Annotated in this window: 17 protein-coding genes; 16 read left to right on the plus strand and 1 reads right to left on the minus strand. The window is 40.0% G+C overall.

From position 1 onward, the window contains the following. Window positions 1-274: 274 nt before the first annotated feature. The 7 genes from V6C17_RS02855 to rnfB all read left to right on the plus strand — a co-directional run bounded on the left by V6C17_RS02855 (window position 275) and on the right by rnfB (window position 5,859). A complete protein-coding gene (locus tag V6C17_RS02855) occupies window positions 275-697 on the plus strand; it encodes a SoxR reducing system RseC family protein (RefSeq protein ID WP_333521039.1) in 423 nt (140 codons plus the stop codon). A 37-nt stretch (window positions 698-734) separates the two neighbouring features. After that, on the plus strand, window positions 735-2,057 hold the full coding sequence (gene rsxC / locus V6C17_RS02860) for an electron transport complex subunit RsxC (protein WP_333521040.1): 1,323 nt from the start codon (window positions 735-737) through the stop codon (window positions 2,055-2,057). Window positions 2,058-2,067: 10 nt separating this feature from the next. Continuing rightward, on the plus strand, window positions 2,068-3,063 hold the full coding sequence (locus V6C17_RS02865) for an RnfABCDGE type electron transport complex subunit D (protein ID WP_333521041.1): 996 nt from the start codon (window positions 2,068-2,070) through the stop codon (window positions 3,061-3,063). A gap of 4 nt (window positions 3,064-3,067) precedes the next feature. Beyond that, window positions 3,068-3,634: an FMN-binding protein gene (locus V6C17_RS02870; RefSeq protein ID WP_333521042.1), complete on the plus strand. Its 567-nt coding sequence runs from the start codon at window positions 3,068-3,070 to the stop codon at window positions 3,632-3,634. A 14-nt stretch (window positions 3,635-3,648) separates the two neighbouring features. Further along, window positions 3,649-4,314 (plus strand): electron transport complex subunit E, encoded by a 666-nt coding sequence (locus V6C17_RS02875; protein ID WP_333521043.1) that lies wholly within the window; start codon window positions 3,649-3,651, stop codon window positions 4,312-4,314. Further along, on the plus strand, window positions 4,314-4,895 hold the full coding sequence (locus V6C17_RS02880) for an electron transport complex protein RnfA (RefSeq protein WP_333521044.1): 582 nt from the start codon (window positions 4,314-4,316) through the stop codon (window positions 4,893-4,895). Before V6C17_RS02875 ends, V6C17_RS02880 begins: the two co-directional genes overlap by 1 nt. A gap of 127 nt (window positions 4,896-5,022) precedes the next feature. After that, entirely contained in the window at window positions 5,023-5,859 is an 837-nt protein-coding gene (rnfB, locus tag V6C17_RS02885) for an RnfABCDGE type electron transport complex subunit B (protein ID WP_333521045.1), read from the plus strand. Between the two features lie 34 nt (window positions 5,860-5,893). Here the strand turns inward: rnfB and V6C17_RS02890 are convergent, their stop codons facing one another. Beyond that, window positions 5,894-6,067, minus strand: coding sequence for an aspartyl-phosphate phosphatase Spo0E family protein (locus tag V6C17_RS02890; protein WP_333521046.1), 174 nt, complete (start codon window positions 6,065-6,067; stop codon window positions 5,894-5,896). 159 nt (window positions 6,068-6,226) lie between these two features. On the opposite strand from V6C17_RS02890, the gene V6C17_RS02895 reads away from it, so the two are divergent. From V6C17_RS02895 to mrdA, 9 genes are all read left to right on the plus strand, one after another. Beyond that, window positions 6,227-6,604 carry a NusG domain II-containing protein gene (locus V6C17_RS02895; protein ID WP_333521047.1) on the plus strand — a complete coding sequence of 126 codons (378 nt, stop codon included), beginning with the start codon at window positions 6,227-6,229 and terminating at the stop codon, window positions 6,602-6,604. A gap of 9 nt (window positions 6,605-6,613) precedes the next feature. Beyond that, window positions 6,614-7,126 carry a Gx transporter family protein gene (locus tag V6C17_RS02900; RefSeq protein ID WP_333521048.1) on the plus strand — a complete coding sequence of 171 codons (513 nt, stop codon included), beginning with the start codon at window positions 6,614-6,616 and terminating at the stop codon, window positions 7,124-7,126. A 118-nt stretch (window positions 7,127-7,244) separates the two neighbouring features. Then, a complete protein-coding gene (locus tag V6C17_RS02905) occupies window positions 7,245-7,517 on the plus strand; it encodes a DUF4321 domain-containing protein (protein WP_333521049.1) in 273 nt (90 codons plus the stop codon). Between the two features lie 43 nt (window positions 7,518-7,560). Next, entirely contained in the window at window positions 7,561-8,130 is a 570-nt protein-coding gene (locus tag V6C17_RS02910; protein ID WP_333521050.1) for a Maf family protein, read from the plus strand. Continuing rightward, window positions 8,127-8,828, plus strand: a complete 702-nt coding sequence (gene radC, locus V6C17_RS02915; RefSeq protein WP_333521051.1) for a RadC family protein — start codon at window positions 8,127-8,129, stop codon at window positions 8,826-8,828. Before V6C17_RS02910 ends, radC begins: the two co-directional genes overlap by 4 nt. Before the next feature lie 50 nt (window positions 8,829-8,878). Next, window positions 8,879-9,913: a rod shape-determining protein gene (locus tag V6C17_RS02920; protein WP_333521052.1), complete on the plus strand. Its 1,035-nt coding sequence runs from the start codon at window positions 8,879-8,881 to the stop codon at window positions 9,911-9,913. Between the two features lie 15 nt (window positions 9,914-9,928). Next, on the plus strand, window positions 9,929-10,861 hold the full coding sequence (gene mreC / locus V6C17_RS02925; RefSeq protein WP_333521053.1) for a rod shape-determining protein MreC: 933 nt from the start codon (window positions 9,929-9,931) through the stop codon (window positions 10,859-10,861). Then, entirely contained in the window at window positions 10,858-11,346 is a 489-nt protein-coding gene (mreD, locus tag V6C17_RS02930) for a rod shape-determining protein MreD (protein WP_333521054.1), read from the plus strand. The genes mreC and mreD overlap by 4 nt, the downstream gene beginning before the upstream one ends. A 39-nt stretch (window positions 11,347-11,385) precedes the next feature. Then, complete coding sequence (gene mrdA / locus V6C17_RS02935; protein WP_333521055.1) at window positions 11,386-13,224, plus strand: penicillin-binding protein 2; 1,839 nt, start codon at window positions 11,386-11,388, stop codon at window positions 13,222-13,224. Window positions 13,225-13,453 lie beyond the last annotated feature (229 nt).

A 13,453-nucleotide genomic window follows, 5' to 3' on the forward strand; every position in this document is an offset into this window, starting at 1 on the left:
CCTTTAGGGGCTGACTGAAAAGGTTATGCGGTTGGTAGACTTTTTCAGAGAGTCTTGAGACTCAGCTAGTGTCATGCCCTTATAGGGCGTAATCAAGCCACCCGTTTTACGGGTGGGTACTGACTAAACGCTAATTTTATATGTAGTGTGGAAAAATTAACTCCTTTGGTGAAAAATGGCAATGAGGTTCGGAATATATCAAATAGTGATGAAATATAGATAGAAATAGAACAAGAAAAACTCAATCTCTATCGGGTAAGCTGGGAGGATCATTATGGGAAAAGAAGCGGAACAGGAAGGAGTAGTAATTGAAGTAAATGACGACACTGCCAAAGTAAAAACAAGTCGCCATAATGATTGTGCTAATTGCGGGGCTTGTCCGGGTAATTCAGCTATGGTACTAGAAGCTTATAACGATCTTAGCGCAAAAGCCGGACAGCGTGTTGTAGTAAAAATACAGCCAGACAATATGCTAAAAGCCGCATTTATTGTATATGTATTACCTCTTGTTGCATCACTATTAGGGGTAATTGCAGGTACAGTATTAGCTGAAAAATTAGGTATCAGCGCTGTGTGGTTTCAGATTGGAGGTGGATGCAGTACATTTTTATTATCTATATGGTATATAAGATATTACGACTACCATGCTCGAACCAATGCAAAATCACGGCCGAGAGTGATTAAAATCCTTAAATAAAAAGGGCTGTGTCTAGTGAATCAAAAGGGGTGAAAGTATGGCTAAAAGTTTTCGTGGAGGCGTACATCCTAATGGCCGGAAAAATTATACTGCTAATAAACCAATAGAAATTGCGCCAATTCCACAAAAGTTATTTATTCCTACTAGACAGCATATAGGTGCTCCCTGTGCACCTATTGTTAAAGTCGGAGATTTAGTAAAAAAAGGTCAGGTTATAGCCCAGGCTCAAGCTTTTGTGGCAAGTCCAATACACGCTTCTACTTCAGGTAAAGTGGTAGAAATAGCAGACTATCCACATCCCGTTTTTGGCAGCTGTCAGTCAATAGTTATTGAAAGTGATGGAAAGGATGAATGGGTTGAAGGGTTACCGCTTGCACGAAACTGGAGCGAGATGGATGCTTCTGAGATTAAAGATGTAATCCGGGATTCAGGGTTGGTAGGTATGGGGGGAGCCACCTTCCCAACACATGTTAAAATGGCACCACCGCCTGCAAAACCTATTCACACATTTATTCTAAATGGTGCGGAGTGTGAGCCATACCTTACTGCAGACCATCGCCTAATGCTCGAGCAGACAGAAAAAGTTGTTACTGGAATGCGTATTGCAATGAAAGCGCTCGGGGTATCAAGGGGCTATATCGGTATAGAGGAAAATAAGCCTGATGCTCTGGCTGCTCTAAGGAAAGCCTGCGAAGGTATATCAGGGATAGAAGTAGTTGCTCTAAAAACCAAATATCCGCAGGGTGCTGAAAAAACATTAATAAAAGTGCTGACCGGCTCCGAAGTACCTTCAGGGGGATTGCCTATGGACGTAGGCGTAGTTGTTCAAAATGTAGGAACAGCGGCTGCTATAGCTGATGCAGTCCAGCACGGAATACCGCTAATAGAAAGGGTAACAACAATCTCTGGCAGCGCAATTGTAAACCCTAGAAATCTGCTTTTTAGAATAGGAACAACCTTTAGTGATGCGGTTAGCTATTGTAATGGTTTTAGAGAGTCACCTGCTAAAATTATAATGGGCGGTCCAATGATGGGTATGGCGCAGAGAACACTTTCTGCCCCGATAATTAAAGGAACATCTGGTATATTAGCCTTAACTTCTTCAGATATAAAAGTAAAGCCTGAAAGCAGTTGTATACGCTGCGGTCGCTGCGTCGAAGCTTGCCCAATGGGATTAATTCCAAGTATGCTGAGCATTCTTGGTCAGCGCGGAATATACCAGACGGCAAAAGAGGAGTATGACCTTCTAGATTGCGTTGAATGCGGTTCATGTGTATATGTATGTCCTGCAAAAAGAAATATTGTGCATTATATTAAATTGTCAAAAGCGCAAAATGCGGCGCTAGCGGCGAAAAAGTAGGAGGTATGCGATGAGTGCGGAAGCAAAACTGGAAGTAGGTACTCTTACTGTTTCGGCATCACCGCACATTCGGTGTGACGAATCTGTTGCTAAGATAATGTGGACAGTAAACTTGGCGTTAGCACCTGCAGCTATATTTTCTATATATAATTTTGGCCTTCCAGCATTTAAGACAATGTTCATATGTATTGCCGCTGCGCTAATCACCGAATATGCAATTTTGAAATGGCAGAGAAAAGCCATTGTACTAAATGATGGAAGTGCTTTTCTGACAGGTTTATTATTAGCTATGAATATACCAGCTACAGTACCTTGGTACATACCGTTATGTGGCACTGTAGTTGCGATCGGTATAGCAAAACACACTATGGGCGGACTTGGCTATAATATTTTCAATCCGGCGCTAATCGGACGCGCTTTTTTACTAGCATCATGGCCGATAGCTATGACAACATGGCCAACAATAACTTCGAAGGTAGATAGTGTTTCTTCTGCTACCCCGTTAGGTATTCTGAAACTACAAGGTTATGACAAATTAGTCCAATTTTTTGGTGAGAAGTCAGATATGTATCAAGCAATGTTTTTAGGCACACGCGGTGGAAGCATGGGCGAGACATCGGCACTCTTGCTTATTGCAGGCGGTGTTTATCTAATCTACCGCAAATATATTAATTGGCAGATACCTGTTTTAATGATAGGTACAGTCGGACTCTTAACCTGGATGTTTGGCGGATCATCTGGCCTTTTTAGTGGTGATGCTTTATTGCACATGATGTCGGGTGGCTTAATATTGGGCGCCTTCTTTATGGCTACCGACATGGTAACAATACCAATAACTATAAAAGGTCAAATAATTTTTGCTATCGGAGCTGGGGCACTAACGGTATTGATTAGACTGCTCGGGGGATACCCTGAAGGTGTCTGTTATGCAATATTACTTATGAACTCAGTGACACCACTCATTGACCGTCTAATCAAGCCCGCAAAATATGGGGCGGGGAGGTAAGGGCATGAATAATGAACATTCTCATACAGAAGACAATAGTATTATTAAAATCGCGCTGAATCTAACCGCTGCCTGCTTTCTCTCAGGAGTAATAATCTCTAGCACTTACGCCTTTACAGCACCTATAGCTGCACAAGAAGCTATTAAACTAAAGAATCAGGCCATGAAAGAGCTTGTAGCAAGTGCGGAGACCTTTACACCAGTAGAAGGAAAGCAAGATTGGTATATGGCAATAAAGGATGGAAAAGTTATCGCCTATGTTGTTCCCACTGAAAGTAAGGGGTATGGTGGTACTATCAAGATGGTAGCCGCAATATCACCGGAAGGTAGAGCTCTTGATTATAAAATATTATTTCACAATGAAACGCCAGGACTTGGTGATAAAGCTGCGCATGATAAGTTCCGCAAACAGTTTTTTGGTAAAGCCGCAGAGGATTTAGAAGTAGTCAAGATTCCTAATGAAAAGAATATTCAGGCGCTTACCGGGGCTACTATTACGACAAGAGCTGTGACGAAAGGCATCAAAGAAGCCGTTGAACAAGTATCTACCCATATCGCCAGCAAGAAATAAGTGGGGTGAGGAATTTGAAAGAGCAGACAAATCTTTGGGAAATATTTTATAAAGGGCTTTTTGAGCAAAATCCTATATTCCGCCTTGCTCTAAGTTTATGCCCGGCGCTGGCAGTTACATCAACAGTAGTCAATGCTTTGGCGATGGGACTTTCAGTAATGTTTGTTATAACAGCAAATAATGTGGTTGTTTCTATATTTAGGCGCTGGGTTAATCCTAAAGTAAGGGTACCTGTGTACATTACGTCAATTGCAACTATTGTAACTGTTGTTCAGCTAACGCTGCAGGCATTCTTTCCGGTATTATTTAAGGAACTTAGTATTTATCTTGCATTGATTGTTGTTTTTGCAATTATCTTAGCTCGCGCTGAAGTATTTGCAATGAAAAATACTGTGATTCCATCCTTTTTCGACGGATTTGGTATGGGGGCAGGTTTCACGGGGGCTATGGTGTTAATTGGTGCTATACGTGAACTTTTTGGGAGCGGTACAATTTTGGGTATACCAATAATGGGGGATTGGTACGATCCGGCTTTGATAATGGTTTTACCGCCTGGTGGTTTTATACTTATTGGTTTAATGATTGCGGCATTTAATATTATGGGTGAGTATCAAGATAAACTTAAAGAAACCAAAGCAGCGATTTCAAGTCAAGACGCCATCCAAAGGGGTGAAGCGTAATGGGAGAGTATTTTACCTTGTTTATGGGCGCAGTAATTGTTAACAACTTTGTACTTACGAGATTTTTAGGATTATGCATATTTTTTGGTGTATCTAAAAACCTAAATGCTTCAGTGGGAATGGGTATGGCTGTTACGTCTATTATGACGTTAAGTTCTATACTGGCGTGGGCAGTCTATAACTTCGTTTTACATCCGTTCGGACTTACTTTTTTAACAACAGTAGTATTTGTTGTATTAATTGCCAGCTTTGTACAACTGCTAGAGATGATAATTAAGAAGCATGCACCTGCTTTATATAATATGTGGGGTATTTATCTAGTGCTGATTGCGACTAACTGTATAGTGCTAGGCGTTCCGCTTTTAAATGCCGAGTCGAACTTTAACTTTGCTAAAAGTATTGTGCATGCTGTAGGTTCAGGTGTTGGTTTTGCTCTAGCTATTATTTTAATGGCAAGTCTGCGGGAGAAGTTGCAGTATGCGGATATACCTAAATCGTTAGAAGGGCTTGGAATTGCTTTCATTCTGGCAGGTATGCTGGCTCTTTCCTTCTTCGGTTTTTCGGGAATGATTCCGCTATAACTAACTGTGAGGAGAGAATGCAATTCTGAGGCGCTGTTAGTTTATAACTCCAGGAGTTTTCCGAAATTAGTATGAATAGTCTAGTTTCGGTTAACTATCCGGTAAATGCTAGAGCGGAGGAGATGAAATGGTAACCACATCAGTAATGATTTTTATTGTCTTAGTATCACTGGGATTGTGCTTTGGTTTGATATTGGCATTCGCAAATAAGAAATTTGCAATTGAAGTTAATCCACTTATACATATAGTTGAAGATGTATTACCTAAAGGCCAATGTGGTGCCTGTGGATACGCCGGTTGCCAGGCATATGCTGAGGCTGTTGTACTTAACCCAGATGTATCACCTAATCTATGTATACCTGGAAAAGATGCTATAGCAAAAGCAGTTGCTGAGTTGACTGGTAAAAAGGCGGATGAAGTTGAGCCTAGAATTGCTCAAGTAAGATGTGCTGGAAGTAATGAAAAAGCAGTTAAAACTTACGAGTATGACGGAGTCGAGGATTGTGTTGCTGCAAATTTACTTTTTAGCGGAGACAAGGCGTGCAAATATGGCTGTTTAGGCCTTGGAACTTGTGTAAGAAATTGTCCTTTTAATGCTATGGCTATGAGTGAAGAAGGTTTACCAATAATTAAGCCTGAAAAGTGCACAGGATGTGGAAAGTGTGAAACTGTGTGTCCTAAGCAAGTTATAACAATGATGCCGCTAGGTGCTATGGTGCGTGTTAATTGTAACTCAAAGGATAAAGGAGTCGTCGCGAAAAAAGCTTGCAGTGCGGCATGCATTGGCTGCAGTATATGTGCAAAACAATGTCCATATTCAGCGATTAGAATAGAGAATAATCTGGCCGTCGTAGATAGTCATATTTGTGCTTCACACTGCAGTGAAACAGTTTGTTTAACTAAATGTCCAACAAAAGCAATTCGCCAAGCGGTGCTTGGAGTAGTACCAGGAAAAGAAAATTAAATAATAAATAATCAGGGACCGTAATGGTCCCTGATTATTTATTATTGCGCTTATTACCTATTAACCGTTCATAGGTATTTAACATATTATTTAGCTCTTGGCTAGCTCTAATAACCTCTGGGTCAGTTAAACATTTACCTTGGGCAATCTGGTGCAGCTGTGATCTTAATTTTTCTATTATTGATTCTAATTCGTGTATGTTATCCATGGAACTACCCTCTCTTCTTAAATTCTTTGATAGCTTCACCAAATCATTAAAATTTAATCTTTTTCAAAAGTGGTTCTGAATGAATTTAATAAAAATATTTCGAATATATTTAATCAAAACGCAGCTTAACCCACCGCAAGTTAATTAGGGGCTGATTTAGTGCTGACAAAAGGTGATAAATATTTAGTTTTTACTCTAATAATTATTTCGGTTTTAGGGATATACTTGAGCTTTGGTACTTTTTCAACATCTGCTAATACGTCAGTCCAAGTAACTTATAATGGCAAAGAAATAAAAAATGTCCCATTAAAAAAAGGGCATCATGAAGAATTTATAATAAATGGTTTAAAGTACTATGATGTTATAGAGATCAATGATGGCAGAGTAAGGGTTCGAGAAGCAAATTGCCCCGATAAAATTTGTATTCACAGCGGCTGGATAAGCAATCCACATCAGCAAATTGTTTGTTTGCCTAACAAGTTAGTAATCAAAATATTATCTGGTAAGTCATTAGAGATCGATGATATAGCTAGATAGGGGGAAGTTATGAGATCAAGAAGAACAGTATTGTTAGGTTTATTCGTAGCTGCAGCTAGTATTTTACATGTTATAGAAGCAAGTATACCTCTACCCTTACCAATACCAGGTGTCAAATTAGGCTTAGCAAATATTGTTTCGCTTTTTACGTTAATAGTCTACGGGTGGCGAGATGCTTTGCTTGTAACAACAGTCAGAGTATTTATCGGCTCACTCTTTAGTGGTACTATGTTTGGACCCTCATTTATTATGAGCTTAAGCGGTGGTGTATTTTGTGTCCTTATAATGGCCGTTGTATATCATAAGTGGTCTAATATCTATTCTTATATTGGAATTAGTATATCGGGAGCGGTTGCTCATAATATAGCACAATTAATTAGTGCATCATTTTTTATAGATAGCATAGGGATTTTCTGGTATTTACCTTACTTATTGATCTTGTCAGTGCCGACTGGAATGGCTGTCGGTATGACAACTTGCTTTTTAAAACATAAATTGGAAGATAATCTCAAATATAGTTAATTTTTCAGCTAAAATTCCACAAAAATCCTTGCTTATCGGCAAGGATTTCTTTTATTTAGGTAGAAGATAACATAGTTGTATAGAATATAGTATTGTTTCAGATACTGGAGGTATAAGAATGCCGAGCGGAAAAAATAAAGGATATGGTTTATTAGCTTTGTTTCTTATTACCGGCGCAATATTAGGCGGAATTTTGGGTGAATTTATTACTAATTCAACTGATTTGGCTGGGTTGGCACCTTATCTGGTAAAAAACTACCCGATAATTGATTTGCCGCCGGTTATAATAAACTTGTATGTAATTAAATTTATTGTAGGCTTTGCTTTGCACCCAAACTTAATGAGTATCTTGGGTATAATCGCGGCAATTTTTCTTTTTCGCAGATTTTAATCTTTAAACAGTATGAATGCTGTTTTCTTGCGGGAGGTTGACTATGACTGTCATTTTGGCATCAGCATCACCAAGGCGTAAGCAATTATTAGAACAAGTCGGCTGTCAGTTTACTATAATTACAAGTGACATTGATGAAGATAACAACTTATCGATGGCTCCAGAGGATCTTGCTATACATCATGCATTGTGCAAGGCAAGAGATGTAGCAGTTAAGACTGGATGTGACGCTGTAGTTATCGGAGCTGATACAGTGGTTGTGCTAGATGGCAAGGTTTTTGGTAAGCCATCAAATTCAGTTGATGCAAAGAGGATGCTGCTCAGTTTATCAGGTCGCAAGCATTTTGTAATTACAGGTATAGCAGTAGTTAGAGCTGATAAGGTTTGGACTGATTTTACTCAAACTGAAGTTACTATAAAAGATCTTACTGATGAAGAGATTGATAGATATATTGCTACAGGCGAGCCTATGGATAAAGCTGGTGCTTATGCAATTCAGGGGATTGGCGCTTTATTTGTTGAGAGTATAAAAGGGTGTTATACCAATGTAGTTGGTTTACCTCTAAATAATTTGGCAAAATTGCTAAAAAAGGCTGGTATTGAGCTGTTATGAGTGTGGACAGACCTCTCATGCTGAAAGAACTACCTGAAGATGAGCGGCCGCGAGAAAAAATGCTGACCAAAGGCGCTTCCTCGTTAAGTAATGTTGAACTTCTAGCCATCCTACTTCGCACTGGTACAAAAAAGGATTCTGTAGTGCGATTGGCAGAAAGGTTACTCAAGCGAAACGAAGATATGGGGTTGGCGGGGCTTGCAAGGCTCTCTCCACAAGATATGAGTAGAATAAAGGGAATAGGTGCAGCTAAATCACTAACGGTTGCTGCAGCTATCGAACTAGGAAAACGTCTGGCCTCATTAGTGCCTAATGAACGTCCAGTATTACGTTCGCCACAAGATGCTGCTAACTATATGATGGCTAAACTTAGATACGAAACAAAGGAAAACTTCGTTGCTATATTACTATCTACGAAAAATCATATTATAGCTGCCCCTACAATATCAGTAGGTACACTTAATGCGTCTCTTGTACATCCCCGGGAATTGTTTAAAGAAGCGATAAACTATTCAGCCGCATCAGTAATTTTAGTACACAATCACCCTAGTGGTGATCCGTCACCTAGCAGGGAAGATATTGAGCTTACCCAAAAACTTGTTAATGCTGGAAAATTCTTGGAAATTTCTGTACTTGATCATGTAATTATTGGTGATAACAAGTATGTAAGCCTTAAAGAAAAGGGAATAATAGTATAGGATTTATTCGTAAAAGAGATGCTTGTTTTAACGAAAGGGGTTATATTTTTATGTGGAAATTGTTTGGATCATTATCACGTGATATGGGGATAGACCTTGGTACTGCTAATACATTAGTTCATGTTAAAGGCAAAGGTATAGTGCTTAGAGAACCATCTGTTGTAGCTATTCAGCGTGATACGGGTGAGATTTTGGCTGTTGGTGAAGAAGCAAAACAAATGATTGGTCGTACCCCTGGCAATATAATTGCAGTAAGGCCGTTAAAGGATGGAGTAATTGCAGACTTTGACGTTACACAGGCTATGTTAAAATATTTTATTAGAAAAGCTATTGATACAAAATCTTTTATTCGCCCTCGCGTTGTAGTTGGTGTACCTTCTGGAGTCACTGAGGTTGAAAAAAGAGCAGTAATAGATGCAACTATTCAGGCTGGTGCTAGAGAAGCTTATCTTATAGAAGAGCCTATGGCTGCAGCAATTGGTGCAGGACTTCCTGTTCATGAGCCAACTGGCAATATGGTAGTCGATATTGGTGGTGGTACCACTGAGGTTGCTGTAATTTCGCTAGGCGGGATTGTTACCAGCCGTTCAATTAGAATCGGCGGTGACGAAATGGATGAAGCCATTGTTCAATACATTAAGCGTACTTATAATCTAATGATAGGTGAGCGTACTGCTGAAGAGATTAAAATAACGATAGGCGCAGCAATTGCCCCAGAATTAGATGAAACAATGGATATCCGTGGACGCGATTTAGTGACTGGTTTACCAAAAACTCTAACTATTAGGGCGCGTGAAGTACAGCAAGCGCTTAGTGAACCAGTTTCCGGTATAATTGAAGCAGTTAAAGTGACATTGGAAAAAACCCCACCAGAGTTGGCGTCAGATATCATGGACCGTGGTATTGTTATGACTGGCGGAGGATCACTGCTTAGAGGACTTGACGTTCTATTAAGTAGAGAAACGGGGATGCCTGTTTATATCTCTGAAGACGCTCTTTCCTGTGTAGGTGAAGGAACAGGCCGAGCTTTGGAGAGTATTGATCTATTAAAAAGGGTGTTGATGTCCCCTAAAAAACTTGGATAGAGAGGAGCCAGAAATGTGCGCTTTTTAAACAAAAAGACGGTCATCCTGCTGGTGGCTGTAATTGCCGTCTTTTTGCTGGCCATTTCCGCGGCACATGGAAAATATAAGTTCGCTTTCAGTGAAAGATTGATTACCACAATTTTGGTTCCTGTTGAGTATGCTGTTTCAAAAATTGGATACAGTTTTCGTAATGCTAGTTCATCCGCTTGGCAGATTATGACGGTATATCGCCAAAATCAGTCCTTAAAATCTGAAAATGAGCAACTTAAACAAAATAATCTTAATTTTACCGAGATTATGGCAGAAAACGAGCGGCTGCGGGACATGCTTGCTTATAAAAAAGGTGTTCCGCAGTTCGATTTAGTTACTGCTTCTGTGGTAGCACGTGACCCGGGAACTTGGACCAGTACTATAATAATTAATCGTGGAACGGCAGATGGTATTACAAAAGATATGCCTGTAATTACACCGCAGGGACTTGTTGGAAACGTAGTAAGCACATATAGTAATTCAGCTAAGGTTCAATTAATTCTTGATCCTCGCAGTGCAGTGGGATCATTAGTTCAGCGCCCAGAGTCAAGGGTAGCAGCTATTGTTGAAGGAAATAGTTCGAATCCCAATGCTCCCCGGATGGTCAATATCGCGCGTGATGCGGATATTATAAAAGGGGACAAAATCATTACGTCGGGGTTCGGAGGAATCTATCCTAAAGGTTTGTTAGTGGGTGACGTAGTAGATGTAATAAATGACGAAGGCGGTTTATTAAAATATGCTGTACTCAAAACAGCTGTGGATTTTAATAGGCTAGAAGAAGTATTTGTCATAGTACGTTCGCGGGAACCTATCTCAGCTGTGCCTCAAGCAGTTAAACCTGGACAACCTAATCCTTCAGTAACTTCACCGTCAGTTCCTAACTCCCCAACAGGGCAGCAAGGGGGCACACGATGAGGATTGTGGTTTGGGGTATTATCATTCTAGTGTCGCTAGTAGTTCAGTCTACGATAATGCCGATGCTGTCTTTTAATGGTATAAAGCCAGACCTGCTCTTAATTATTGTTGTTTCTGCAAGTCTGTTATTAGGTAAAGAACAAGGTGTGAGTGTTGGTTTTTTTTCAGGGCTGCTGCAAGATTTGGCTGGTGGCAATGTTTTCGGACTTAATACTTTGTCGAAACTAATTACTGGATACTTGTTTGGGATGGCTGAACGCAAGGTGTTTAAAGAACATATTTTACTTCCTGTGTTAGCGATGAGTATTGCCACTTTTTTTAATAGTGTGATATCTTTTATTATTGTAGGACTGCTAGGCTACAAGGTACAGCTTATTTCAGCAATAATGAATAACGTATTACCGCTTATGCTTTATAATGTGATAGTAGCAATACCTGTACATCAGGTGATATATAGGGTGAGTCGGTTAAATAGGGCACCTTAGGGTGCCCCTATTTAATGACTAGCGAAAGGGGGGGATGGCATGCTGGTAAAAAGATCGAATAATCGTCTCGATGTACTAGCGGTTATTATTGTGTTGGTCGTTTTTTCACTAGTTACTCGATTAGGTTATTTGCAAGTTGTTCAGGGTAAATATTACGGCGGCTTAGCCGATGGTAATAGAATTAGGCTGATACCAGTGATGGCTCCCCGAGGATTGTTTTATGATCGTAATGGGGTTTTGATGGTTTCAAATCGTCCTGGGTTCACAGTATCTTTATTACCAATAACAGGGCCTGTGCCAGACGATGTTATACAAAAACTAGCCAATATATTAAGTATTCACCCTAATGAAATTTATAATAAACTTAATCAGCATTCGGGCAGTTTTGAACCTATCAGAGTTAAAGGCGATATTGGGCCCGATATTGTTACAAAGATTGAAGAACGTAAGAATGAGCTCCCAGGAGTAGTTATTGAAATTCAGCCAATTAGAAATTATGTAAATAACGAACTAGGAGCACATGTTTTTGGTTATGTAAGTGAAATAAACGATGTAGAGTTAGAAAAACGTAAGAGCGAAGGCTATAAGTCCGGTGATGTTATAGGGAAATTCGGTTTAGAAAAAGTATATGATAAGTCTCTGCGCGGTAGAGATGGCGGTGGTCAAGTTGAGGTTGATGTAACAGGTCGACCTGTGCAGATCCTTGGCAAAAAGGATCCAGCACCGGGAAATAACCTTGTTCTCACAATTGACTCTCGCATCCAAAAAGCAACTGAGATAGCAGTTGACGAGCAGCTTAAATTTTTACAAACTAAGACTGAGTACATAAATGCAAAGGCTGCTGCTGCAGTAGTTATAAATCCAAAGACAGGCGAAATTTTAGCCATGGTTAGCCGCCCAACATTTAATCCTAATTTTTTTGCTGGGGGCATTTCAACCAAAGAGTGGAAGTTGCTTAATGAAAACCCACATCATCCTATGGACAATAAAGTTATTTCCGGGGAATATCCACCTGGCTCTACCTTTAAAATTATTACAGGCGCGGCTGCACTTGAACTAGGTAAAGTAACACCTGAGGAAAAAATCCTTGATACTGGTTACCACTGGATCATACCAAAAGGTAATGCAATGGGAGAAGCACTTGGATGGATTAACTTTAGAGAAGCTCTATCCAAATCAGATAATGTATATTTTTACGAAATGGGAAACAGATTAGGCATAGATAATCTAGAAAAGTATGCAAGAATGTTTGGAATGGGAGTTGTTACAGGTATTGAGCTTCCTGGCGAGTCAGAAGGTTTAGTCGCAAACCGTCGTTATAAAGAGAAGGTTTACCAAGAAGATTGGTATCTATCCGAAACTTTTGACGCTGCGATTGGTCAGGGTTTTCAACTGGCAACCCCGCTGCAAATGGCGGTAGTAATGAGCGAAATTGCTAATGGTGGCCATCGTTACCGACCTTACCTGGTTAGTAAAGTTATGTCACCTAGTGGTGAAGTAATACAGACATTTGGTCCGGAGAGCACTGGTAAAATACAATTATCAGATAAAACATTGTCACTAATTCGTGAGTCTCTTAGAGAAGTTGCTGTTGAGGGCGGGACCGCTGGTGAACTTTTTAGCAATTTCCCAATTGATATTGCGGGTAAAACTGGCACGGCAGAAAATCCTCATGGCAGTGACCACGGCTGGTTTGTTTGTTACGGTCCGTATGCTGATCCAAGTATTGCTATAGCTGTAATTGTTGAGCAGGGTGGATTTGGGGCATCTTCAGCAGTACCTATTGCCAAGAAAATTATGGAAGCAGCTTTTAATATTAATCAAGCGGCAGAAAGTGATAAAGCTGCAAAGATATACAAGCCCCACACAGCGCTGTAACATGGTAATAATTTTATGGTTAAAACTACCAAGCCAAAAATCGGCATTATGCGATTTTTGGCTTGATTATTGCGTAAGCGAATACCACATGCTATGCATGTAGTTCCAAAAAGCTTATAGCTATGCGTCGAAAAAAACAGCCTCCTTTGTTAGAATAAATGCAGGTTTGCCGACCGCATAATCTGAACAAAGGAGGCGCATCCAACTGGATAGTAAGAGTTTAGCACAT

This window comes from Dendrosporobacter sp. 1207_IL3150, from assembly GCF_036763085.1.
Classification (GTDB): Bacteria; Bacillota; Negativicutes; order DSM-1736; family Dendrosporobacteraceae; genus JBAIYU01.